The 21,537-nt window shown below is 34.3% G+C and carries 24 protein-coding genes and 1 other annotated feature; of the genes, 23 read left to right on the plus strand and 1 reads right to left on the minus strand.

Going from position 1 to position 21,537, the window contains the following annotated elements; genetic code table 11:
• Position 1: 1 nt before the first annotated feature.
• The 23 genes from F7O84_RS18550 to F7O84_RS18660 all read left to right on the plus strand — a co-directional run bounded on the left by F7O84_RS18550 (position 2) and on the right by F7O84_RS18660 (position 20,055).
• A complete protein-coding gene (locus tag F7O84_RS18550) occupies positions 2-874 on the plus strand; it encodes an aminoglycoside 6-adenylyltransferase (protein WP_151148573.1) in 873 nt (290 codons plus the stop codon).
• Positions 875-902: 28 nt separating this feature from the next.
• Positions 903-1,718, plus strand: coding sequence for a hypothetical protein (locus F7O84_RS18555; protein ID WP_151148574.1), 816 nt, complete (start codon positions 903-905; stop codon positions 1,716-1,718).
• 267 nt (positions 1,719-1,985) lie between these two features.
• Positions 1,986-3,014 carry a transglutaminase domain-containing protein gene (locus F7O84_RS18560; protein ID WP_151148652.1) on the plus strand — a complete coding sequence of 343 codons (1,029 nt, stop codon included), beginning with the start codon at positions 1,986-1,988 and terminating at the stop codon, positions 3,012-3,014.
• Positions 3,015-3,112: 98 nt separating this feature from the next.
• The gene (locus F7O84_RS18565) at positions 3,113-3,721 is read left to right on the plus strand and encodes a TetR/AcrR family transcriptional regulator (protein ID WP_151148575.1); all 609 of its coding nucleotides are present in this window, start codon (positions 3,113-3,115) and stop codon (positions 3,719-3,721) included.
• A gap of 104 nt (positions 3,722-3,825) precedes the next feature.
• A complete protein-coding gene (locus tag F7O84_RS18570) occupies positions 3,826-4,971 on the plus strand; it encodes an alpha/beta fold hydrolase (protein ID WP_151148576.1) in 1,146 nt (381 codons plus the stop codon).
• A 247-nt stretch (positions 4,972-5,218) separates the two neighbouring features.
• Positions 5,219-6,208 carry a ribosome small subunit-dependent GTPase A gene (rsgA, locus tag F7O84_RS18575; protein ID WP_243140952.1) on the plus strand — a complete coding sequence of 330 codons (990 nt, stop codon included), beginning with the start codon at positions 5,219-5,221 and terminating at the stop codon, positions 6,206-6,208.
• On the plus strand, positions 6,202-7,176 hold the full coding sequence (locus F7O84_RS18580; RefSeq protein WP_151148578.1) for a phosphotransferase enzyme family protein: 975 nt from the start codon (positions 6,202-6,204) through the stop codon (positions 7,174-7,176). The genes rsgA and F7O84_RS18580 overlap by 7 nt, the downstream gene beginning before the upstream one ends.
• A gap of 213 nt (positions 7,177-7,389) precedes the next feature.
• Positions 7,390-7,609 (plus strand) — a binding site (T-box leader).
• 93 nt (positions 7,610-7,702) lie between these two features.
• Positions 7,703-9,460, plus strand: a complete 1,758-nt coding sequence (thrS, locus tag F7O84_RS18585) for a threonine--tRNA ligase (protein ID WP_151148579.1) — start codon at positions 7,703-7,705, stop codon at positions 9,458-9,460.
• Positions 9,461-9,749: 289 nt separating this feature from the next.
• Positions 9,750-10,313: a 6-pyruvoyl trahydropterin synthase family protein gene (locus tag F7O84_RS18590; protein WP_151148580.1), complete on the plus strand. Its 564-nt coding sequence runs from the start codon at positions 9,750-9,752 to the stop codon at positions 10,311-10,313.
• A 279-nt stretch (positions 10,314-10,592) separates the two neighbouring features.
• Positions 10,593-11,480, plus strand: a complete 888-nt coding sequence (locus F7O84_RS18595) for a MerR family transcriptional regulator (protein ID WP_151148581.1) — start codon at positions 10,593-10,595, stop codon at positions 11,478-11,480.
• A 184-nt stretch (positions 11,481-11,664) separates the two neighbouring features.
• Positions 11,665-12,411, plus strand: a complete 747-nt coding sequence (locus F7O84_RS18600) for a phosphotransferase (protein WP_151148582.1) — start codon at positions 11,665-11,667, stop codon at positions 12,409-12,411.
• A 90-nt stretch (positions 12,412-12,501) separates the two neighbouring features.
• On the plus strand, positions 12,502-13,470 hold the full coding sequence (locus F7O84_RS18605; RefSeq protein WP_151148583.1) for an effector binding domain-containing protein: 969 nt from the start codon (positions 12,502-12,504) through the stop codon (positions 13,468-13,470).
• 116 nt (positions 13,471-13,586) lie between these two features.
• On the plus strand, positions 13,587-14,021 hold the full coding sequence (locus F7O84_RS18610) for a GNAT family N-acetyltransferase (protein ID WP_151148584.1): 435 nt from the start codon (positions 13,587-13,589) through the stop codon (positions 14,019-14,021).
• 63 nt (positions 14,022-14,084) lie between these two features.
• Positions 14,085-14,534: an HIT family protein gene (locus F7O84_RS18615; RefSeq protein WP_151148585.1), complete on the plus strand. Its 450-nt coding sequence runs from the start codon at positions 14,085-14,087 to the stop codon at positions 14,532-14,534.
• A gap of 85 nt (positions 14,535-14,619) precedes the next feature.
• Positions 14,620-14,967: a Spx/MgsR family RNA polymerase-binding regulatory protein gene (locus F7O84_RS18620; protein WP_151148586.1), complete on the plus strand. Its 348-nt coding sequence runs from the start codon at positions 14,620-14,622 to the stop codon at positions 14,965-14,967.
• Between the two features lie 103 nt (positions 14,968-15,070).
• Entirely contained in the window at positions 15,071-15,607 is a 537-nt protein-coding gene (locus F7O84_RS18625) for a flavin reductase family protein (RefSeq protein WP_151148587.1), read from the plus strand.
• Between the two features lie 204 nt (positions 15,608-15,811).
• A complete protein-coding gene (locus F7O84_RS18630; protein WP_151148588.1) occupies positions 15,812-16,285 on the plus strand; it encodes a glutathione peroxidase in 474 nt (157 codons plus the stop codon).
• A 43-nt stretch (positions 16,286-16,328) separates the two neighbouring features.
• Positions 16,329-16,637, plus strand: a complete 309-nt coding sequence (trxA, locus tag F7O84_RS18635; RefSeq protein ID WP_151148589.1) for a thioredoxin — start codon at positions 16,329-16,331, stop codon at positions 16,635-16,637.
• A gap of 24 nt (positions 16,638-16,661) precedes the next feature.
• Positions 16,662-17,564 (plus strand): thioredoxin-disulfide reductase, encoded by a 903-nt coding sequence (trxB, locus tag F7O84_RS18640; RefSeq protein ID WP_151148590.1) that lies wholly within the window; start codon positions 16,662-16,664, stop codon positions 17,562-17,564.
• Positions 17,565-17,711: 147 nt separating this feature from the next.
• Positions 17,712-18,149 (plus strand): MarR family winged helix-turn-helix transcriptional regulator, encoded by a 438-nt coding sequence (locus tag F7O84_RS18645; RefSeq protein ID WP_151148591.1) that lies wholly within the window; start codon positions 17,712-17,714, stop codon positions 18,147-18,149.
• A gap of 15 nt (positions 18,150-18,164) precedes the next feature.
• Positions 18,165-18,872: a pirin family protein gene (locus F7O84_RS18650; protein ID WP_151148592.1), complete on the plus strand. Its 708-nt coding sequence runs from the start codon at positions 18,165-18,167 to the stop codon at positions 18,870-18,872.
• A gap of 13 nt (positions 18,873-18,885) precedes the next feature.
• A complete protein-coding gene (locus F7O84_RS18655) occupies positions 18,886-19,458 on the plus strand; it encodes a nitroreductase family protein (RefSeq protein WP_151148593.1) in 573 nt (190 codons plus the stop codon).
• A 162-nt stretch (positions 19,459-19,620) separates the two neighbouring features.
• Positions 19,621-20,055, plus strand: a complete 435-nt coding sequence (locus F7O84_RS18660; RefSeq protein ID WP_151148594.1) for an NUDIX hydrolase — start codon at positions 19,621-19,623, stop codon at positions 20,053-20,055.
• Positions 20,056-20,174: 119 nt separating this feature from the next.
• On the opposite strand, the gene F7O84_RS18665 is transcribed toward F7O84_RS18660, so the two are convergent.
• Positions 20,175-21,446, minus strand: coding sequence for an IS110 family RNA-guided transposase (locus tag F7O84_RS18665; protein ID WP_151145200.1), 1,272 nt, complete (start codon positions 21,444-21,446; stop codon positions 20,175-20,177).
• Positions 21,447-21,537: the final 91 nt, after the last annotated feature.

Genomic DNA, 21,537 nt, shown 5'->3' on the forward strand with positions numbered 1-21,537 from the left:
ATTGAGGTCAGAACAGGAAATGTATCAATTGATTTTAGAAACTGCAGAGAAAGACAAACGGATTTTGGCAGTATATATGAATGGATCCAGAACAAATGAAAATGTTCCTAAAGATATCTTTCAAGACTATGATATCGTTTTTGTGGTCAGTGAAACAGCTGAGTTTATCAAAGATAAAGAGTGGATTCAGCAATTTGGTGAGATATTATATATGCAATATCCAGATGAGTCACCAGATTATCCAAGTGATAAAGAGAATTTTTATGGATGGCTGATTCAGTTTGCAGATGGGAATCGACTTGACTTGCATGTTGAGACCGTAAAGCATGTGAGGGAACATATAGGAGATGATAAACTTTGTAAAATTCTTCTCGATAAAAATGCAATTCTTCCGGATGTGTATGAGTCTACGGATAAAGATTATTGGGTAAAAAAACCGACCAAAGAGCAATATTTATGCGTTTGTAATGAGTTTTGGTGGTGCTTGAATAATGTTGCAAAGGGATTGTGGAGAGAAGAGATGCTCTATGTGCAGGATATGGTGAATTATCATGTGCGAAAGCAATTGGAAAAAATGTTATCTTGGAAAGTTGGAACACTTACGAACTTTTCGGTCAGCATTGGAAAATCGGGAAAGTATATGCACCGATGGATTAATAAACAAGAGTGGGAAATCTATTTATCTACCTATTTTACAGGCAGAATATCGGAAGCATGGGAAGCTGTAATGACTATGTGTGATTTGTTTGAGCAGGTGGCACTTTATGTAGGTGATAAATTAGAATACCAATATAATGAACTAGAGGGTAAAAATGCACGAAGTTTCTTAGAACATGTGAGACAGCTTCCGAAAGATGCAAAGGAAGTTTATTAGATGTAATAGAAGTATACATGGGGGACATATGACAGAAGCATTTGTTGGATTAGGTAAATTAATTTTACTGTTAATTGGATCGGGGATTCTATTAGCATTTGCAGTAGGACTACTGATTATTTTGTTGATATCAATTATATATTTTACTGGGTATTTATACGATTCTATTGTTGGGAACCTCGGGATGAAATTCGGAACGTTGGTTTTAAGAAAAATACCTAGAGCCAAGAATATTAAAATTGTTAGTAAAGTGTTTAGCATGTTACAACCAAAGGAAATTTATCTTAGATATGAAACTCCTTTATGTACATATTGTTTTTCTTATTCAGCCATTTCTATTCTATGTGGATTAGTACCATATAAGTATGGAATAAGTATCCAGTATGTAATATCCTCTTTTATTTATCTTGCTTGTTATTTTATTGGAATGGGTAGAAAATGTGGAAGTGATTCAGAATATTATAAAAAAATATTAAAGAATAATCTGGATTTTTTAAAACTATCTTTTTTACCAATGACATTTTTAATAACTATTTTTGGTTTTGCATTTACAGTTACGGGATTTAAAATACAAGATTTACACATTGATACGAATTATATCCAGAATACAATTTCTGGCATGGTGGAATTCAATGACAATACAGATGTCGTCATAATGGTTATTAAACTAATTTTAATATCGATAATTTTGTTAGCGTTGCTATATATTATTAGTTTGCCAATTCAGCTTATTTCATATTTTGTTATATTAGTTATCCAATACTTTAGAGAACATGGAAATTCTTATTTTATTCTTTTGAAAAAGTATGCGAGCATTGTTAAATATTTATTAAAGCAGACATAGGATATAGAGAGCCATCAGAAGTCCTGAGTAATACACCCACAAGTAACACGACCACATAAAAACCAAGTCTTTAAGGCACTTTCAGCCCCACATTCTCTTTTCAAAGAGATAATAATCAAGACAACGTATTGCAATTTAGTGCCTCTCAAGACATATGTCTTGGGAGGTTTTTTATATATTTTCCATTTGAATTATGCTAAAATCATAATTGTATCTGACCTATTATTAGACGGTCAGATAGATAATACTAGTTTGGAGAAGCGGAAAATGGAACCATATTATTATAGTCAAATGAACAAACAACAGCAAAGAATTTATCATGTCATCAAAAGCGGTCTTGAATCACTCACGCAAAGTTTCGACGTTCCAAGAATTGATGGGACAGAGCTAAGTGACATTTTTTACAAGTTAAGATTGGATTGTCCAGAGATATTTTATGCTTCGACATTTCGTTATTCTTTCTATGATAATTCCACGTTGGTAAAGATAAAGCCAGTATATTTGTTTGAAAAGAATAAAATCAAAGACCATCAGTTGGCGATGAAAGCTAGGGTAGAGAAGCTTACTCGCGTGATAAAGGATAAAAGTGATTGGGAAAAAGAGTTATATATTCATGACTTTATCTGCGAAAATGTGACTTATGATAAGCTAAAGAAACAATATTCACATGAAATTATAGGCCCATTAGGGCAGGGAGTCGGTGTATGCGAAGGGATTGCAAAGTCTGTGAAGGTTCTTTGCGACCAGTTGTCTATTCCCTGTATTGTCGCTATTTCTGATAATAACCCAGATAAGAATATCAAATATCGCCATGCTTGGAATGTGATTAAAATCAACGGCTCATGGTATCATTTGGATGCTACTTTTGATAATACATTAGGAAAAAAAGAAGTAAGATACGATTATTTTAATTTGGATGATAAAAATATTTTCAAAGACCATGAGCCTGTAATATACAAAGTTCCTGCATGCAACGAGAGTGATCATTTTTACTACAAAGAAAAGAAGCTTTCTTTTACAAAAAAAGAAGATGTAGCAAAGCGCTGCCAGCAAGCAGTCAAAAAAGGAAAGATTCTAACCTTTCATTGGAGAGGTGGTTATCTTACAAAAGCTGTCACAGAGGAATTATTATATATCATAGCTGAGGTGGCCAAGGAAAAAGGTAAGCACAGTCAGGTGTCTATTAATTGGAAACAGGCAGTCATTCGTGTAAAGTTCATTCAGGAGAAGCTGGAGAATTCGGTAAAGATAGAGGATGCATACGAAGAGGAGAATGATATAGCACCAATACAGTAGATGTTAAGAGACAAATATGATATCCCTGTTGACAAAACAATGTTCTGTAACTATAATAATTACAGAACATTGTTTTGTTATAATAAAAGGAGGACATTATGGCACGAATAGTAAAGGCACCCGATGTAAGAAAGCAGGAACTAATAGAAATCGCGTTGAAACAATTTTTAGAAAACGGATATGAAAAAACATCCATCCGTTCCATTTTAAAAGAAGCAGGTGGGGAGATTGGTATGTTTTATCACTACTTCAAATCCAAGAACGAGATATACGAAGCGGCTTTAGAAAATTATAACGAGAAATACATTGTGAGATTCACTGAAATTGTTAACACTGTCGATTTGAGTTTCGAAGAAAAGATGAATCAAATATTTATTTATTTACCAGATTCCATTTCTGAATACAGCCAGATGTGTACTGATAAAGGAAATCCAGAAATTATGACAATACTGCATGCAAGAACATTGCTAAAAATAGTTCCTTTGTTTGAGCAATTAATTCTTGATGGGATAGAAAAGAAAAGTATAGCTGCACCAGTACCAAGCATTCATTTACTAAGTCAATTTATACTTTTTGGCATGAGTGCTATTATACACGACAGAGAAGTAGACTCTATGCAAGAAAAAATCAGGCATATTAACGCACTTCTTTCAAAAGTGTTAGATACAAATATGCGAGAGGTGCAAAATGAGGCTAACAAAAAATAGATGTGTTTTCGTATGAATTCCTAGAGCAAATAGTCGATTACAATCATCATTACTAAAATGCATACATAGACGTTTTGTGGTAATGATAAGTGGGAGGTAATATAATGAATTTTCAAGTAGGGTTTCACAATTTTCATAAGGATACAGCTTTTAATTTTCAACTGAACAGATTTTATTCATTTGGTTGTTTGGATTATGACGTAGTGGAAGAAATAGGCAAGGAGTTAACAGATTTTGAAAGCTGGTCCAAGGCATTTCTTAGTAGAGCTCAGTCATTTCATAATAATGGGGATTTGGTCGCCTCGGCTACCTGCCTGCGCGCAGCCATGTTTTTCATGTTGGATGAGGAAGGTGATGTTGATAAGCAATTGCGAAAGTCTAAGATTTATGAGCAATGTATGAACGAATACCAAGCTGCGTATCAAAATGCAGGGCTGGCTTATTGCCATGTTCCTTTTGAAGCAGGTTATTTTCCAGTTCTATATATGTGCCATGCCAATGAGAGCAAAGATAATATCGTTATACATGGAGGATATGATTCCTTTATTCAGGAATTCATTCCACTTATGCAATACATATATTCCAATGGATATAATGTTTACATGTTTGAAGGGTTTGGTCAAGGTGAGGTTTTAAATAGATGCGAGATGAAAATGAAACCAGAATGGGAAATCTGTACGAAAACAATATTGGATTATTTTCAGTTAGAAGAAGTAACTTTAATTGGTATTTCTTTAGGAGGCTATCTGGCAGCGAGAGCAGCTGCTTATGAGAAACGCATTAAAAGGGTTGTGTTATATGATTTAATTTATGATTTCTATGGAGCTGTTTTAGATAAAGTCCCAGAGGAATTTAAGAATCTGATTAACAATTTGATGGAAGTTCCAGATAGTCCGAAGTGGAAAAGCATAGAGGAGTTAATGAAAGCAAATCAGTTTTCACTTTGGTTGTTTCAACAAGGCCGTCATGTTTTTGGCAATATTACAACACTTTATGATTATTACAAATGTATTATGCAATACAACACCATTGCACTTTCACCATTGATTTGGCAAGATGTGTTGATTCTTGCGGGTGAGGAGGATATCTATACTGTTTTTTATGAAAAGCAAAAGAAGGCTTTATCAAACGCGAAATCAGTTAGTGGACGAATCTTTACAAAAGAAGAAAATGCATCGCATCATTGTCAAGTTGGAAATGTGCAATTGGCTTTAGATTATATTCTTGCCTGGATAGAATTAAAACTATAATCACTTGACAAACATAGACTCTTATAGTTATACTGAATAAGTAGAGAAAACTTCAATTTGCTTTATTTACGAAAGGAGTTGATTAAATTATGAGAAAAGTAAAAATGGTGATGAATCAATAATTTAATAATGAAGTATGCAAAAGGAAATGCTTTTGTATACTAGGAAACCCTTTGTAAATACTGTATAAACAGGCTTGCCAATGGGCAAGTTTTTTTGTACCCAAAATTGGAGGAAAATTTTGAAAATGAAAGAAAATAAATCACTTATAAAAGCGATTGTAAGTGGAGTTCAAAGAGAGTCATTTGTATTATTATGTGAACAGCAAGAGATTCAAGCAAAATTAAGAGGAGTGTTCTATAAGGAAAATAGAGTATTCCCAGTTGTAGGTGATAAGGTATTAATAAGTCTCAATGAAAGTGGCGCTTCTATGATAGAAAGAGTTTTGGACAGAAAAAGTGAGTTTTCTAGAACAGATTTTTCAGGTCATGAAGCAAAATACGTAAAATCAATCAAGGAGCAAGTACTAGCAGCAAATTTTGACTATGTTTTTATCGTCGATTCACTAAATAAGAACTTTAATCTAAACCGAATCACAAGATACGTAAGTATAACATTAAAAAGTGGAGCAAAGCCAGTAGTTGTTTTAACAAAAGCAGATTTGTGTGATGATGTACAATGTTATATTAACCAAGTCAAAAGCATAACAGAAAGTCTTGAAGTCTGTGCGATTAGTGCAATAACGGGAATGGGCATGGATCAACTTGAGCCGTATTTGAAATATGGTATTACAATTGTACTTCTAGGTTCATCGGGAGTGGGGAAATCTACTCTTGTCAACGCAATTGTAGGAGAAGATAAAATGAAAGTCAGTGAGATACGTGAAAATGATGCAAAGGGCCGTCATACGACAACACACAGACAGTTAATCACGCTTCCTTCAGGTGCTTCAATCATTGACACGCCAGGAATTCGCGAATTGGGTTTATGGGATGCAAGCGAAGGAATAGATGATACATTTTCAGATATAACACAAGTTATCAAGAAATGTAAATTCAGAAATTGTACACATGTAACAGAACCTGGTTGCGCTGTAAAAAAGGCGATTGAAAATATGGATATTTCAGAAGAGCGCTGGAAGTTATATTGCCAATTAAAAGAAGAGAATAAATGGGGGAAGAATAAAGCAGTAGTATCAAAGAACAGTAAAAGAGGGGAAGGAAAAACATCATGCTAAAATTAAAATATTTGTTTGAAAACTTTGAATTAGCAAAGGAAGCCTTAAAAAATTGGAACCATGATGCGGATACCTTAGACGAAATGTTATCCTATTATCGTATTTCATCGAATGCAATATATCCATTTCGCTATAATGGGCAAATCTGTTTTCTTCGCCTTTCCCCAACGGATGAAAAGTTAAAGAAAAATATTCTAGGTGAAATGGAGTTTATTGAATACCTTGGACAACACAGTTATCCTGTTTTAAGGCCAATACGAACTCGTTGTGGAGAAAATGTAATTATAATAGATACAAAGTGGGGAAAATATTACGCGTGTGCTTTTTATAGAGTAGCAGGAAATCAGATTAACACTACAGATATGTCACACGAGATTATGTATGCCTATGGAAAGGCTTTGGGGAAATTGCATGCCTTGTCAACAAATTATAAACCAAGTACTAAAAAATGGACACACAACGAAGTTTTGGAATGGATCGAGGAAGTAATAATAGAATACAATGCTCCCTCTTACGTTTTACATGAATTGAAAGAGGTAAAAAGACAGCTTGCAAATCTTTTGCAACAAGCAGATAATTATGGTCTCGTTCATTATGATTTTGAAATGGATAATGTATTTTATGATGAGAAAACAAAGTCATGTTCGGTAATTGATTTTGATGATGGCATGTATCACTGGTTTGCACTTGATGTAGAACAAGTTCTTTTCTCACTTAGGGACGAACTTGATGGCACAATTCTTAAATGTGCAGAGGAAGCGTTCATTGACGGTTATAAAAGCGAGTATGATTATTCAGAGGAAAGCCAAAATTCTCGTCCACTCATACGCAGATTTACCAATCTTTTTAGCTATGCAAGATTGATTCGATGTGTGGCAGAGACGTTTGATGACGAGCCAGAGTGGATGTCGGAGCTGAGAAAAAAACTAGATGACTGTATTAAAGAATTGGAAAGTGCTATGAACTGACTTTTTTAATATAAGAAATATCCGCTTAAATGTTAGTGCCTTATGGTACTACAAGCCGAGAAATAGAAAAAAATTCTTATGAACTTAGAAATAGTAAAATATATAAAATTAGTAAGTATTAAGAACAAATTATTGAGCAAAAAAGCCCATATTTTGCTATACATTTTATTTGACAAATCATTTCAATTTGATATAATCAACTGTAATAACATAAGAAAAGCAAAGACGGAAAAAGTAATTTATTGGAACCATGCAGAGAGAAAAACATTTGGTGAAAGTTTTTCATGAGGGAAAATAAATGAAAACCATTCCAGAGCTGTAATGCTGAATTAAGTAAGTGTTACCGTATGACTGCGTTAAAGTATAGGATTTGTTAGAATCTGAAGTGAAAAGTTAAGGTGGAACCGTGCATTAGAATTTATGCACCCTTAAATTAATGGTAATATGCCATTGATTTTTGGGTGCTTTTCTTATGTTGAAATTTATTAAATGTCGTAAAGGCATATTTTGAAAGGAGAACATAAGAGTGAAAGTTAGTATGAAAGATGGAACGGTAAAAGAGTTTAAATTTGAAGATACGTTGGGGAAAGAGGCATTTTGGCACACAGCTTCACATGTTCTAGCACAGGCGGTTAAGCGTATTTATCCTACAGCAAAATGTGCAATTGGACCAGCAATTAGAGATGGATTTTATTATGATTTTGAATTTGACTTTATTTTTTCGAATGAACATCTGAAAAAAATAGAAGATGAAATGAAGAAAGTGGTAAAGGAGAACTTGGTATTGCGAAGATTTGAATTGTGCAGGGATGAAGCAATATCACTGATGTCAGAGAAAAATGAACCGTATAAAATCATATTAATAAATGATTTACCAATTGGAGAAAAAATCAGTTTCTATGAGCAAGGTGAATATGTTGATTTGTGTGCAGGACCTCATATTACTAATACAAACCTGATAAAGTCATTTAAATTAACGACAATAGCAGGTGCTTATTGGAGGGGGAATGAACAAAACAAAATGCTCACAAGAATCTATGGTGTCGCATTTCCTAAAAGTAATCTACTAGAAGAATATCTTGAGTTGCAGGAAGAAATAAAAAGAAGAGATCATAGAAGACTGGGGAAGGATTTGGGTCTATTTACACTATTTGAGGAAGGTCCTGGATTCCCGTTTTTTCTTCCAAAGGGAATGATACTAAAGAACTTATTGATAAATTATTGGCGAGGGATTCACGAACGTGAAGGATATCATGAAATATCTACTCCGATTATACTCAATCGAGATTTGTGGCAAACATCCGGACATTGGGACCACTATCGCGAAAACATGTATACTACAGTTATTGATGATATGGATTATGCTATTAAGCCCATGAACTGCCCAGGGGGGATGCTTGTATATAAGCAAAAGCCACATTCATACCGTGAGTTACCATTAAGAGTAGGGGAACTAGGTTTAGTTCATCGAAATGAAAAATCAGGTACGCTACATGGATTAATGAGAGTACGATGTTTTACGCAGGATGACGCACATATTTTTATGACACAGGAGCAAGTCACTGAAGAAACAGTGGGGGTAATTAGTTTGATTGATGAGGTGTATACAAAATTTGGATTTAAATATTCTATGGAATTATCTACTAGACCAGAAAATAGTATTGGCAGTGATGAAGATTGGGAATTAGCAACGGAGAGTCTAAAAACAGCATTGGAAGTAACAGAGAAAAAGTATGTAATAAATGAGGGTGATGGAGCATTCTATGGTCCAAAAATTGATTTTCATTTAGAGGATTCAATGGGAAGAACATGGCAGTGCGGAACCATTCAATTGGATTTTCAATTACCATTTAGGTTCAAAGCAGAGTATATAGGCGCTGATGGTGAAAGTCATAGACCTATTATGATTCATAGAACAGTTTTTGGATCGATAGAAAGATTTATTGGAATTTTAATAGAGCATTACGTAGGAAAGTTTCCTCTGTGGCTAGCTCCAGTTCAAGTGAAAATTTTACCGATTTCCGACCGCTTTATTTCATATGGCAAAGAGGTAATAAATGTACTAGAAGAATTGGGAATTCGTTGTGAAATGGATTCTAGAACCGAGAAAATAGGCTATAAGATCCGTGAAGCACAATTAGATCAAGTTCCATATATGATTGTTGTTGGACAAAAAGAAATAGAAAATAGGGTATTGTCAGTCAGAAAAAGAGATATAGGAGATATGGGAAGCATTGAAATGAGTGAATTTATCACTAGATTGAAAAGGGAAATGGAGGAGTGAAATGAAGGCTACAAGTTCTTCGAAGAAAAAGCATTTCATCACTGTCAAGTTGGAAATTTGCAATTGGCTTTAGACTATATTCTTGCCAGAATTGATTCAAAAAGAAAGCTTAATACCGAAAGGAAAGCGACTAATGTATAATAATAGTCAAAACAAGCACATGATTACTGATTATTATGCATTATAAGTATAATTTGATTGAGAATTGTAGAATTTTGTGTTAAAATGATGGTGAAGTTGGAACATGGAGAGGATTAACGCAATATATAATGTTAAGGAGGAAAACAATATGAGAAGTATTGCTACATTTGATCTTCAGTATGCACACAGATTCTATGGGTTTCAGGGAGAGGCACAGTATTTACATGGCCATACAGGTATTTTGACAATTGAGGTTGAAGACACGGTGAACCCAGGGGTAAATATGGTTTATCCTTGCAATGAAATCCAGAAAGTAGCTTGGAGTATTTTGCAGAACTTTGACCATGCTCTAGTTTTGAGAGAGGATGATCCTTTACTTCCAGCTATCTTAGAGGTTTATGAAAAGCAGGGGATTAAGGATGGAGCGCCTCAAAATAAAATGAAAGGTGAAGCTTTTAAGACAGAACTTGCAACTGCCTATCCAGATTGTCGACTAGTCGTTACAAAAGAGACAATGACAGTTGAAGGCATGATTAAGATTGTTTATAGTCTTCTAAAGGACAAACTTAACATTGCCAAGCTTACATTTACTAGTGGTGTAAATGCAGCGACACAAGAATTTGAGACACAGGGAACAAAGGAACGTTGCCCATTATGCGGTGTTGAGATAGGCGAAAGTGGCACATGTCCTAAGTGTGGATATAAGAAATAACCTTTAATACAGATAGCCTTACTGTACTAAATTTAATAAAATATACTTAAGGGGCTGTCGCACTAAGGAATTAGTGCGCGGCTCCTCTTCTGTGAAAAAACTAACTGTGATAAATATATATTTAAAAAGCAGCAATAAAATACAATTTGATTCTCTATTAATTTTTAAAACTTTTTATTGACCATCACGCCCCGTGATAGTGTATGATGAAAGAAAGATAAGTTTATAAATGAGCCGGCAACATTACAAACTTTCTTTCAACAAAGGGGGTAAATTGTCATGAAAACAGTAAAGCAGGTAGCACAGTTAACTGGGATAAGTGTTCGAACCCTGCAATATTACGATGAAATTGGTGTATTTAAACCTACAAAAACCAGTGAATCAGGCTATCGATTATATGATGATGAGGCACTAAAAGTACTACAACAAATTTTGTTTTTTAAAGAGTTGGATTTTAAGTTATGTGACATTAAAAAAATAATGGAAGATCCTAATTTTGATAAAATCAATGCGTTTAAGAAACAAAAAGAATTGTTAAAGGCAAAATGCGATCATATCAATGGATTGATTCATCTGTTAGAAAAGTTGGAAAAAGGAGAAAATTGTATGAGCTTTAAAGAATTTGATATGAGTGATTATATTGAAGCATTAGAAAACTTTAAAAATATGAATGAAGAAGAAGTGATTAAAAATTGGGGAAGCGTAGATGCCTTTGAAGAATTTGTTAGTATTATTAAGGATAAAGAATCCGCTATTGCTAAAATGGCAATTAAGCAATATGGAAGTATTGGAAAATATACAGAGGCCATGAAAGACAATCTAGCACATTTCTCTGAAACGGTAGAACAAATTGAGCATGCCAAAGAAAAAGGTGTTGCATACCTAGAAAAAAGCAAAGAATTGACAGAGAAATTGGTAGAAGATCTTACTGTTTCAGTGGAATCACCAAACATACAAAACATCGTTCATGAACTAGTGAAAATGGGGGAAGACATTATGCAAGGAATGAATATAGGTGAAAATTACTGGGGGTTGGTTATCGAAGGTTTTTTAAGTGAACCAAGTTTAGTCGAAGCAAATGATCGACTGTATGGGAAAGGAGCCTCAAATTTCATAGGTAGAGCGTACCAATACTATTTTAGCCATTTGAATGCCTTAGAATCATAAGGAATAGAAAAAGAATAAATACATTGGCTAAGCATTTTACAAGAAGGATGTTACAAAATCACCAAGGTGATAAAGTAGCATCTTTTTTGATTGATAGATTGCAATAAATATATATTTTAAAAGCAACAGTGAAATAGTATAATGGAATAAAAAGGAAGATACATAATTATGAAAAGAGGGTATTATGAAACAAGCTTTTGAACAAGAAAGAGTACTAGTTGGTCAGGGGAAGATGGCTAAGGTTTATTATTGGAATGGTTTTGCATATAAGTGTTTTGACAATGATTATCCCAAGGACTGGATTACATATGAAATAAAAATTCAAAATGTCATAAATCAACTAAAACTGCCAACCGTCAAATATTATACATCCGATATACCCCAAAGCATCAAGATGGATTACATCAATGGTATCACAATTGCAGACCGAGTTATGAAAGAAAAATATAAAAATGGTCTGGAAGATTTATTGTCGATTCAATTAATGATTCATGAAAACGTGGGAGTGGAATTGCCAAGGCTTAAACCCTATTTACTAGAAAAAATCAATCAAATTGATGTGGGACAGGCTAATAAGGAGTTAGCCATCCAATGTGTAATGGAAATAGAGGAGAAAGAAGTTCTTTGTCATCTAGATTATCATTACTTAAACCTTATGTATGCAGAAAACGAATATGTTATTATAGACTGGATTAATGCAAAGTTAGGAAATCCCATTTTTGATTTTGCAAGAACCTATGTGATTTTGTATCAACATGCAAATAGAGCTTCTAAAAAATATTTGACACTTGTGAAGAAATTAAAAATGTTTGATCCTTTGGAGTTACAAAAGGCTATTTATGTCATGGCACTACATCGGTTATCAGAAGATTGTAGTGATAAAGTAAAGCAGCTTATTGATGTTACCTATGAATCATTATTGGAAATGTAACTTAAAGCATTGACGTAAATCTTTTACAACAAAGCTATTGACTTGAACACAGTGTCGTCCTTTACAATCGTGTTGGAAGGAGATGAGTGAATGGAATCCATGACAATTTCAGAAGTATCAAAGGCATTTCAGATATCGACGCGTATGTTAAGATATTACGAAAAAATTGGTCTAATCAAAAGTATCAGTAAAGACGATTATGCATATAGAATCTATGATGAGACAGCAATTAGACGATTGCAGTATATCATTATATTTCGAAAGTTGCATATTCCCTTAAAGCAGATTGGAGTCATTCTTGACGATAAAAAGCAGCAGGACACGTTGCGAATTCTACAGGAGAAGATAGTAGAATTAAACGATGAGATTGAGGCATGCACAATGATTCGTGATATTCTTAATGTGTTAACGGTTAGCCTACGTAAAAGCGTGGAGAATGAAATTTATTTAGAGCTAATTAAGAATCAAGACTTGTTAGAAGTTACCAATGCACTCCTTCTTCCTAAATCAAATTTAAAGGAGGAGTACAAAATGAATGTACTAAATAACGCAAACGAAAAGTTAGAAAGTAAAGGGGACATTAGAATTCTATACCTTCCGCCAGCGACGGTAGCATGCAGTCATTATATGGGGGAAAATCCAGAGGAAAATGCAGAAAAAGCATTGGCAACATTTATCAAAGAAAGTAATTTAACAGTTTTGAAACCAGATTTTCGCATATATGGATTTAATAATCCATCACCAACAAAGGATATGGAACAATATGGATATGAATTTTATGTAACCATCCCACAGGATCTAATTGTGGAGTCACCTCTGATTAAGAAAGAATTCCCAGGAGGTCTCTACGCAGCTCATTGTATTAAGATGGGAGATTTTCATGAGTGGATGTCATTTTCAGAGCAAATAAAAGCTTCTAAGGAATATGAAATGGAATGGCGTGAGCCTCATGGTATGGGAGGATGTATGGAGGAACATATCAATGCGTATTCGTTGTATCATGGTGACATGAGTGAGTTTACTCAGCTAGATTTATTGATTCCGATTAAAAGAAAATAGAATGTCAGGACAGCTTAAAATCGAAAGCTGTCCTATTTAGTTAGCAGTACTATTTGCTTCAACATGATATAATAAGGAAAAAATAAACTTAAATTTTTTTTGGGGGGAGATTAAAAATGATTCGAGAAATGCAAGAACGAGACTTAGATGGTTTGTTAGAATTGTATATGCAGTTGCATGACAATGAGAAACCAAAGCCATCAAAGAATTTGAATAAACTTTGGAAGCAGATGATAGAGGATAAGAATTATCATATTGTTGTTGCAATCGAAGATGAAAAAATAGTCTCAACCTGTGTTTTGGTCATAATACCAAACCTAACGCACCAGCAACGACCTTACGCACTCATTGAAAATGTAGTTACAGATATAAACTATAGAAAGAAAGGGCTTGCCACAGCATGCTTAGAGTATGCAAAAGAAGTTGCGATAACAAAAAATTGCTATAAAATTATGTTACTCACTGGAGCCAAAGACGAGTCTACGTTACGTTTTTATGAAACAGCAGGATTCAATCAAAATGACAAAACAGCTTTTATTCAATGGCTGTAAACAAGTATTGATACATAAATTGAGAAAACAAAAATAGTAAAAAGAAAGAACGAGGGGAAAAGAATGTGTATCGTATGTGACAGAATAAAACTTATTAAGGACAATCAGAACCCATATTTTGTAAAGGAACTAGAGACAGGGTATGTTGTAATTGGTGACTACCAAATGTTTCGAGGATATACGTTATTTTTGTGTAAGCAGCATGAGATAGAATTATATGATTTAGAAAAAGATTTCATGATGAAATATCTAGAAGAAATGGCCTTGGTAGCGAAAGCTGTAGCAAAAGCATTTCATGCAGAAAAAATGAATTATGAGTTGTTGGGAAATAAAGATACGCATCTTCATTGGCACTTATTCCCAAGAGTGAAGGGGGATATAGGAGAATATGGAAGGAATGGAGTAGGACCAGTATGGTGGGTACCGTCGAAGATGATGTATGATGATCAGAATAAACCAACACAAGAGGAACTAAGACAACTGAAGGAAATCTTATTAAAGGAACTTAATTAACATTATATTGTTATGAATAGGAATCGATTGCAAGAGAGAACTAAATAATTTGATTTTTGCATAGAAACAAGATAGGAGGAATAAAATGTTTTTGTTATGTTATCCAAAATGCTCCACTTGTCAAGCGACCAAAAGGACATTGGATGAAAATAAAATTGAGTATCAGGAAAGGAACGTGAAAGAAGAAAATCCGACTTACGAGGAAATAAAAAAATGGTGGGAACAAAGTAAATTACCGCTCAAGAGATTTTTTAATACCTCTGGGCAACAATACAAATCCATGCAATTAAAGGATAAACTAATCAATATGAGTGAAGAGGAACAAATTCGACTTTTGGCAACGGATGGAATGCTTGTGAAACGCCCAATCGCAGTAGACAAAGAACATGTATTGATAGGAAAAAAAGATATTTTATCTTATTATATTCCGTAGAATAATTGATGCTTTCTTTTTGGAAAGTATTGAACTAAAAAGTACGTACTTTTGAAATAAATGGTAATAGTATATGATAAGTAATAAAAAGGAGGATTGAAGAATGAAAAGAGAAATAGATGTATTTGAGTATGCAAAAGAGATCATGCAAGCTGTAAGTTCAGGTGTACTACTCACAACAAAAACAAAAGAAAAAGTGAATTCTATGACCGTTTCTTGGGGAACGCTTGGAATCGAATGGTCGAAGCCTATTTTTACAGTATTTGTTAGAGAAAATCGATTTACACGCAGTCAATTAGATCAAAACGGCGAATTTACGATTAATATACCATATGGTTCATTTGATAAAAAAATACTAGGAGTGTGCGGAACAAAATCAGGGCACACGACCGATAAAATACAAGAATTAAATGTAACCTTAGAGCCTGCCAATGCTATATCCGTACCTGCAATCAAGGAGTTACCATTAACGCTTGAATGTAAGGTGGTATACAAACAAAAGCAAGATGCGAATGCTTTAACCAAAGAAAACAGAGAAAAGTTTTACCCACAAGATGTTGATAGTTCTTTCCATGGTGCAAATAAAGATTATCACATCGCTTATTACGGTGAAATTGTGAGTGCTTATATTATAGAATAATTAAAAGAAATAATCCTAGAAAAGAATATAAAATGTTGAATAAAACAGAGGAAATCCTGCAAATATTAAAGTTGCAGGATTTTTTATATGATAGTTCTTTAAAAAGTATTGACAATTAGAGGAAAATAGTATATAAATATACTATAATTAAATTGCATACAATTAAATAAAGAAAAACCAATAAAACGAGAAGGAGAATTAATAATGGGATTTTATGATCTAAAAGTAAAAAATGCCAAGGAAGAACTTGTTTCAATGGAGGCTTATAAAGGAAAGGTACTTTTAATTGTAAATACGGCGACAGGATGTGGTTTCACTCCTCAGTATGAAGGATTACAAAAGCTTTATGACAAATACAAAGATAAAGGATTTGAAGTCCTTGATTTTCCTTGCAATCAATTTGGAAAGCAAGCACCTGGAAGCAATGAAGAAATCCATGAATTTTGTACTTTAAAATACAATACTACATTTCCCCTGTTTTCTAAAATTGATGTAAATGGAAAAAATGCAGATCCACTGTTTCAATATTTAAAAGAAAATAGCAAATCTATATTAGGAAAACAAATCAAATGGAATTTTACAAAGTTTCTTGTAGACAAAAATGGTAATGTAATTGAGCGGTTTGCACCAACGGTGGAACCAGAGAAAATAGAAGAAAAAATTGCAGCGTTACTGTAAACGTATAGATAAAAAATTAATACATATAATGGAGGTAAAGAACATGAAAGCATTAGAAATAACAAAGGCAAATTTTGAAGAAGAGGTATTAAAGGCAGATAAACCAGTACTAATTGATTTTTGGGCATCTTGGTGTGGACCATGTAAAATGCTCTCACCTGTTATAGAAGAACTGGCAGAAGAATTAGAGGATGTAAAAGTGGGAAAAGTAAACGTAGATGAACAAAGCGAACTAGGACAAAAATATAATATTATGTCTATCCCAACATTATTGGTCTTTAAAGATGGAAAAGTAAGTGCTACATCAGTTGGCGTAAAATCAAAAGCAGAAATTATAGAACTATTTAAATAATGGAAAGATTATAGAGGTGAGTCAATGTACGATATTATTATTATTGGAGCTGGTACAGCAGGGTTATCAGCGGCGATTTATGGAGTGCGAGCAGGTAAAAAGGTTCTTGTTTTGGAGGCCGCTGTATATGGAGGACAGATTATCAATACCCCTGAAATTGAAAATTATCCTGGCATTAAGCATATTTCAGGCTATGAATTTGCAACGAATCTTTATGAGCAAGCAAGAGACCTTGGTGCAGATGTAAAGTATGAAAAAGCACTCTCTATTGAGACACAAGAAGAGAATAAGTTGGTAAAGACTGATAGTAATGAGTATGTTGCAAAGGCAGTTATACTTGCAACAGGTGCAAAGAACCGTCCTCTTGGACTAGAAAAAGAACAGGAATTAATCGGAAGAGGCATATCCTATTGCGCAACTTGTGATGGAGGTTTTTACCGTGGAAAAGTGGTTGCGGTTAACGGTGGAGGCAACACAGCCTTGGAAGATGCTATCTTTTTAACGTCGTATTGCAGTAAAGTCTATGTGATTCATAGAAGGGACTCATTTCGAGGAGAAGAAAAATTACTAGAGACATTAAAAAGAAAAGATAATGTAGAATTTGTTTTAAGCTCTGTAATCACCAAATTAAATGGAACCGATAAGCTAGAATCCATTATAGTAGAAAACAAAGATACGAAGGAAACGAGAGAAATTGAAATCAGTGGTCTATTTATTGCAATCGGACAAATGCCTGAAAATAAAGACTTTGCCGATGTTGTAAATCTAGATGAAAAAGGATATATTGTGGGAGAAGAAGATTGTAAGACAAACGAGTTAGGTGTATTTGTTGCTGGTGATACAAGAACAAAGGCAATTCGTCAGCTTGCTACTGCAGCGTCAGATGGGGCAATTGCAGCACTTGCGGCTTGTGAATACATTGGTTAGGTAAAAAGCTTTTGTAACAGGAATGATGTTCGTGTTACAAAAGCTTTTTGTATTAAGTAAAATTAAATTTTATAAAATTATATTGACAAAAGAATAACTAAGTGATATTATCTTGATATCAAGATAAATACAAAAGGAGGCATTACGATGGGAGATGATTCAGGAAAATTAGTAATTGCTTTATCAAGAAGTCATAATGCTTTATTTACTTTAATTGAAAAGAATATTAGAGGTTTTGGACTAACAGTGAGTGAATTTGGCGTGCTGGAGGCGTTATTACACAAAGGCGAATTACCAGTACAACAGCTTCGTAAGAAGGTTCTTGTAACAAGCGGTTCCATGACCTATATCGTAGATAAACTACAAGAGAAAGGATATGTAAAGCGATACAAATGTAAAGAAGATGCTCGTATATGGTTTGTTCGATTGACTGATATCGGGCAAGAATTCATAGCAAAAATCTATCAAGAACACGAAATATTTTTAAAAGAAATATTAAGTGATATTGCAGCAGAGGACAAAGAGGGATTGATTCAAGCACTTTTTCAGTTGAAGGATTCATTGGACAAAAAGTCGATAGAATAAAAGGATGTGAAATACATGATTAAAAGAATCGATCATAAAAGAATGGGGAAAAGTAACAAAGGATGGTTAAATAGCATATTTCATTTTTCCTTTGCAGAGTATTATAACCCTAAGAATTTAAGTTTTGGTGTACTTCGAGTAATCAATGATGACTTAGTGGAAGTAGGAGAAGGATTTGGAACCCATCCACATCAGAATATGGAGATTATATCTTATGTGGTAGAGGGGGAATTAACCCACCAAGATTCCATGAAGAATAAAAACACATTAAAACGCGGTGAAGTGCAGTATATGAGTGCAGGCACAGGTGTATACCATAGTGAGTATAATCAAGGGAATCAGACACTAAGATTTTTACAGATTTGGATTATGCCTGACAAGACAGGTTATACACCTAATTATGGAGACTATAAGTTTGCTTGGGAAGATAGAAAGAACAAATGGCTCCAGATAGTAAAGGGATCAAAAGGCGATGCGCCCATTCAGATACACCAGGATGCGAATATTTATGTAGTTGAGCTAGAGAAAGATAAAGAGATTTCGTTTCAAGTTGATGCTAGGCGACAAGCTTATCTGGTTCAAATAGAAGGAAAGTCAATCATAAATCAGGAAGCTATGAATCCAAAAGATGGGCTAGAAGCAATAGAAGAGGATATTCAAATAAAAGCCTGTGAGAAATCTCATATTTTAGTAATTGAAATGAAAAGTAAAATGCAAAAATAAGGAGGAAGAAATTATGACATTCATTAACAATTTAGAAAAGAGAAGAACGTATTACAATATTAACCGTCAGTTACCTGTATCCGAAAGCGAAGTGATAGAACTAATTCAAAAAGTAACCGAAGCTACACCAGATGCTTTCAATATGAAGAGTGCAAGAGTTGTGATTGCTTTAGGAGAAAAGCAAGAGCAGTTATGGGATGCTGCTTATGATGCATTTGGTGGTGAAGTGGAGCGTGAGAAATTTGATAGCTTTAAGAAGGGATATGGAACGGTTTTATATTTTACCGATGAAGCAGTAGTAACAGGATTGCAAGAACAATATGCACTTTATGCATCAAACTTCCCTGTTTGGGCAAATCAATCCAATGGAATGCTACAGTCAAATGTTTGGACCGCACTAAGAGAGGTAGAAATCGGAGCTTCCTTGCAACATTACAATCCAGTGATTGACGAAGCAGTAACAAAATTGTTTGATTTACCTTCAAGTTGGAAACTGGTAGCACAGATGCCATTTGGTGGAATTGCAGCAGAGCCAGATGAAAAGGAAAAAGAAGATATCTCAAAAAGAGTCGTGGTTAAGAAATAAATAATAGATTTAGCACTAGCATGAGGATTCCCACAGTCTAGTGCTATTTTTGTGTGGAGTTCTAATAGTAGGTTACGTTTGACAATGTAGGCGAAGAAGATTATCATAAGAAATATAGCATGTATTACTTGTAGGCAAAACGATATGAAAAAAGAGGTAATTATGACTCAAGTAAAATTTTATGATTATGTAGAGGATAGTAAATTAAAATTTGCTGTTATTATAGCAAAAACACGAGACGGTTGGGTATTTTGCAAACACAAAGATAGAAAAACATTGGAAGTACCAGGTGGGCGAAGAGAAGAAGGAGAAGATATTCTTACGACTGCTAAGCGGGAATTATATGAAGAGACAGGAGCCATTCAATATGAGATAACTCCAATCGGCATTTATTCTGTCACAAGCTCTTTTGAAGATGATAGATTGAAAGAGGAATCCTTTGGAATGTTATATTTTGCTTCCATAGAGGGATTTGAAAAGGAATTGCATAGCGAAATTGAAAAAATATATATTATGGATACATTACCTAATAATTGGACCTATCCATTGATTCAACCAAAGCTAATGGAATATGCCAAGAAAAAAGGTTTTATTTAAAGTGATGAAAGAGTGAGGAGAATAGTGTGAAAGAAAGTAGAGGGCAGCCAGAAAATGGCGCACTTAAACAAGCTATCAGGTGTTAGCTTAAAAATAGGGACTATTTATTTTTAAAAAGCTCAAGAAAGTAATTGTGATTCAGTAATAACCCCTTCACGTAATAAAAGTTTCTTGGCTTGCTTGATGGCCTTTTCCTTTTGTTTTTCAACTAAGGTAACCGGCATATCAATTTTATAAATATCGCTTGGATTCCATACTTCACCATTAGACAGCATTTGATAAATGGCGGTGAGGATCATTCGAGCAATTGCAATAATGGCTCTTTTTTTGCCACGGCGTTTTAAAAGAGATTCATATTTCTTTTTATAGTAAGGGGATTTGTCGGATTTTACGGCTGCATGGGCACATTGCACCAATGCAGGTTTGAGGTATACTCCAGCACGTGTAATCCTAACAGATTTCTTCTTACCAGCAGATTCGTTATTACCTGGAGTTAATCCAGCCCAACTGCAAAGACGCTTGTTACTTGAAAACTGAGACATATCAATACCTATTTCGGAGATGATAGTAATTGCACTATCACGTTTAACACCCGGAATGGTACAGAGAAACTGGATAGCATTTTCAAAATCAGCATGGGAAGAAATCAAAAATTCTATCTGAGAATCTATATCTTGGATTTCAGCTGTGATATAATCCATATGTGCGCGGACGAGGCGCATACGATATTTTTGGGTATCAGTCATCTGATATCCTTCAATGGATTCAATAACAGCAGGTTCTTTCTCCTTGAGCTTTTTAAGGAGTTTAGATGCGATTTCTTCGTGGTTGATTGAATTGCCAGACTGTTCAAGTAGGTAATCTATAATGGATGTGGATGACTTCCCAAAGATATCAGATACAACAGAGTCTAATGCGACATTGCATACAGTGAGCGCATTCTGATACCGATTCTTTTCACCGGAACGGCAACAAACCATTTTGTAACGATAGCGTGTGTATTCTCTTAGAATACGTATCGGTTTACAAGGAATGTAACTGCCGGGAACAAGTCCAAGCCGAAACAGATTTCCAATCCATTTGGAGTCTTTCGTATCATCCTTATTACCTTTTACCGCTTTTACCCATTTGGGGTTGGCAATCGTGACATTGATATCTTCTTCAAGAAGATTAAAGACAGGAACCCAGTACTTGCCGGTAGATTCCATACAAATGTCGCGGCATTCATTTTCAATCAGCCACTGTTTGAATTCAAGAATAGAATTGTTAAAAGTAGAAAAACGTTTCTTCTGATAGGTAGGTTCAACACCAGAAGTTGTTTTAATGATTGTGGCAACGAGAAAAGATTTATGTACATCGACACCACAACAGGTTTGGTAGATAACTTTCATAGTCATGCTCCTTTCGAAATTAAGTAAAGAAGCCATTGACTGTTCTGCCACACAATTTAACCTAGGCGTTAAAACAATTCTTAGTGTACGG

It is taken from the genome of Candidatus Galacturonatibacter soehngenii (assembly GCF_008830185.1).
GTDB classification, from domain to species: Bacteria; Bacillota; Clostridia; order Lachnospirales; family Lachnospiraceae; genus Lachnotalea; species Lachnotalea soehngenii.

Excerpts from the sequence above, each read along its gene's own strand:
- F7O84_RS18555 (WP_151148574.1), top strand. The coding sequence starts at position 903 with ATGACAGAAGCATTTGTTGGATTAGGTAAATTAATTTTACTGTTAATT.
- F7O84_RS18560 (WP_151148652.1), top strand. The coding sequence starts at position 1,986 with ATGGAACCATATTATTATAGTCAAATGAACAAACAACAGCAAAGAATT.
- F7O84_RS18565 (WP_151148575.1), top strand. The coding sequence starts at position 3,113 with ATGGCACGAATAGTAAAGGCACCCGATGTAAGAAAGCAGGAACTAATA.
- F7O84_RS18570 (WP_151148576.1), top strand. The coding sequence starts at position 3,826 with ATGAATTTTCAAGTAGGGTTTCACAATTTTCATAAGGATACAGCTTTT.
- rsgA (WP_243140952.1), top strand. The coding sequence starts at position 5,219 with ATGAAAGAAAATAAATCACTTATAAAAGCGATTGTAAGTGGAGTTCAA.
- F7O84_RS18580 (WP_151148578.1), top strand. The coding sequence starts at position 6,202 with ATGCTAAAATTAAAATATTTGTTTGAAAACTTTGAATTAGCAAAGGAA.
- F7O84_RS18590 (WP_151148580.1), top strand. The coding sequence starts at position 9,750 with ATGAGAAGTATTGCTACATTTGATCTTCAGTATGCACACAGATTCTAT.
- F7O84_RS18595 (WP_151148581.1), top strand. The coding sequence starts at position 10,593 with ATGAAAACAGTAAAGCAGGTAGCACAGTTAACTGGGATAAGTGTTCGA.
- F7O84_RS18600 (WP_151148582.1), top strand. The coding sequence starts at position 11,665 with ATGAAACAAGCTTTTGAACAAGAAAGAGTACTAGTTGGTCAGGGGAAG.
- F7O84_RS18605 (WP_151148583.1), top strand. The coding sequence starts at position 12,502 with ATGGAATCCATGACAATTTCAGAAGTATCAAAGGCATTTCAGATATCG.
- F7O84_RS18610 (WP_151148584.1), top strand. The coding sequence starts at position 13,587 with ATGATTCGAGAAATGCAAGAACGAGACTTAGATGGTTTGTTAGAATTG.
- F7O84_RS18615 (WP_151148585.1), top strand. The coding sequence starts at position 14,085 with ATGTGTATCGTATGTGACAGAATAAAACTTATTAAGGACAATCAGAAC.
- F7O84_RS18620 (WP_151148586.1), top strand. The coding sequence starts at position 14,620 with ATGTTTTTGTTATGTTATCCAAAATGCTCCACTTGTCAAGCGACCAAA.
- F7O84_RS18625 (WP_151148587.1), top strand. The coding sequence starts at position 15,071 with ATGAAAAGAGAAATAGATGTATTTGAGTATGCAAAAGAGATCATGCAA.
- F7O84_RS18630 (WP_151148588.1), top strand. The coding sequence starts at position 15,812 with ATGGGATTTTATGATCTAAAAGTAAAAAATGCCAAGGAAGAACTTGTT.
- trxA (WP_151148589.1), top strand. The coding sequence starts at position 16,329 with ATGAAAGCATTAGAAATAACAAAGGCAAATTTTGAAGAAGAGGTATTA.
- trxB (WP_151148590.1), top strand. The coding sequence starts at position 16,662 with ATGTACGATATTATTATTATTGGAGCTGGTACAGCAGGGTTATCAGCG.
- F7O84_RS18645 (WP_151148591.1), top strand. The coding sequence starts at position 17,712 with ATGGGAGATGATTCAGGAAAATTAGTAATTGCTTTATCAAGAAGTCAT.
- F7O84_RS18650 (WP_151148592.1), top strand. The coding sequence starts at position 18,165 with ATGATTAAAAGAATCGATCATAAAAGAATGGGGAAAAGTAACAAAGGA.
- F7O84_RS18655 (WP_151148593.1), top strand. The coding sequence starts at position 18,886 with ATGACATTCATTAACAATTTAGAAAAGAGAAGAACGTATTACAATATT.
- F7O84_RS18660 (WP_151148594.1), top strand. The coding sequence starts at position 19,621 with ATGACTCAAGTAAAATTTTATGATTATGTAGAGGATAGTAAATTAAAA.
- F7O84_RS18665 (WP_151145200.1), bottom strand. The coding sequence starts at position 21,446 with ATGAAAGTTATCTACCAAACCTGTTGTGGTGTCGATGTACATAAATCT.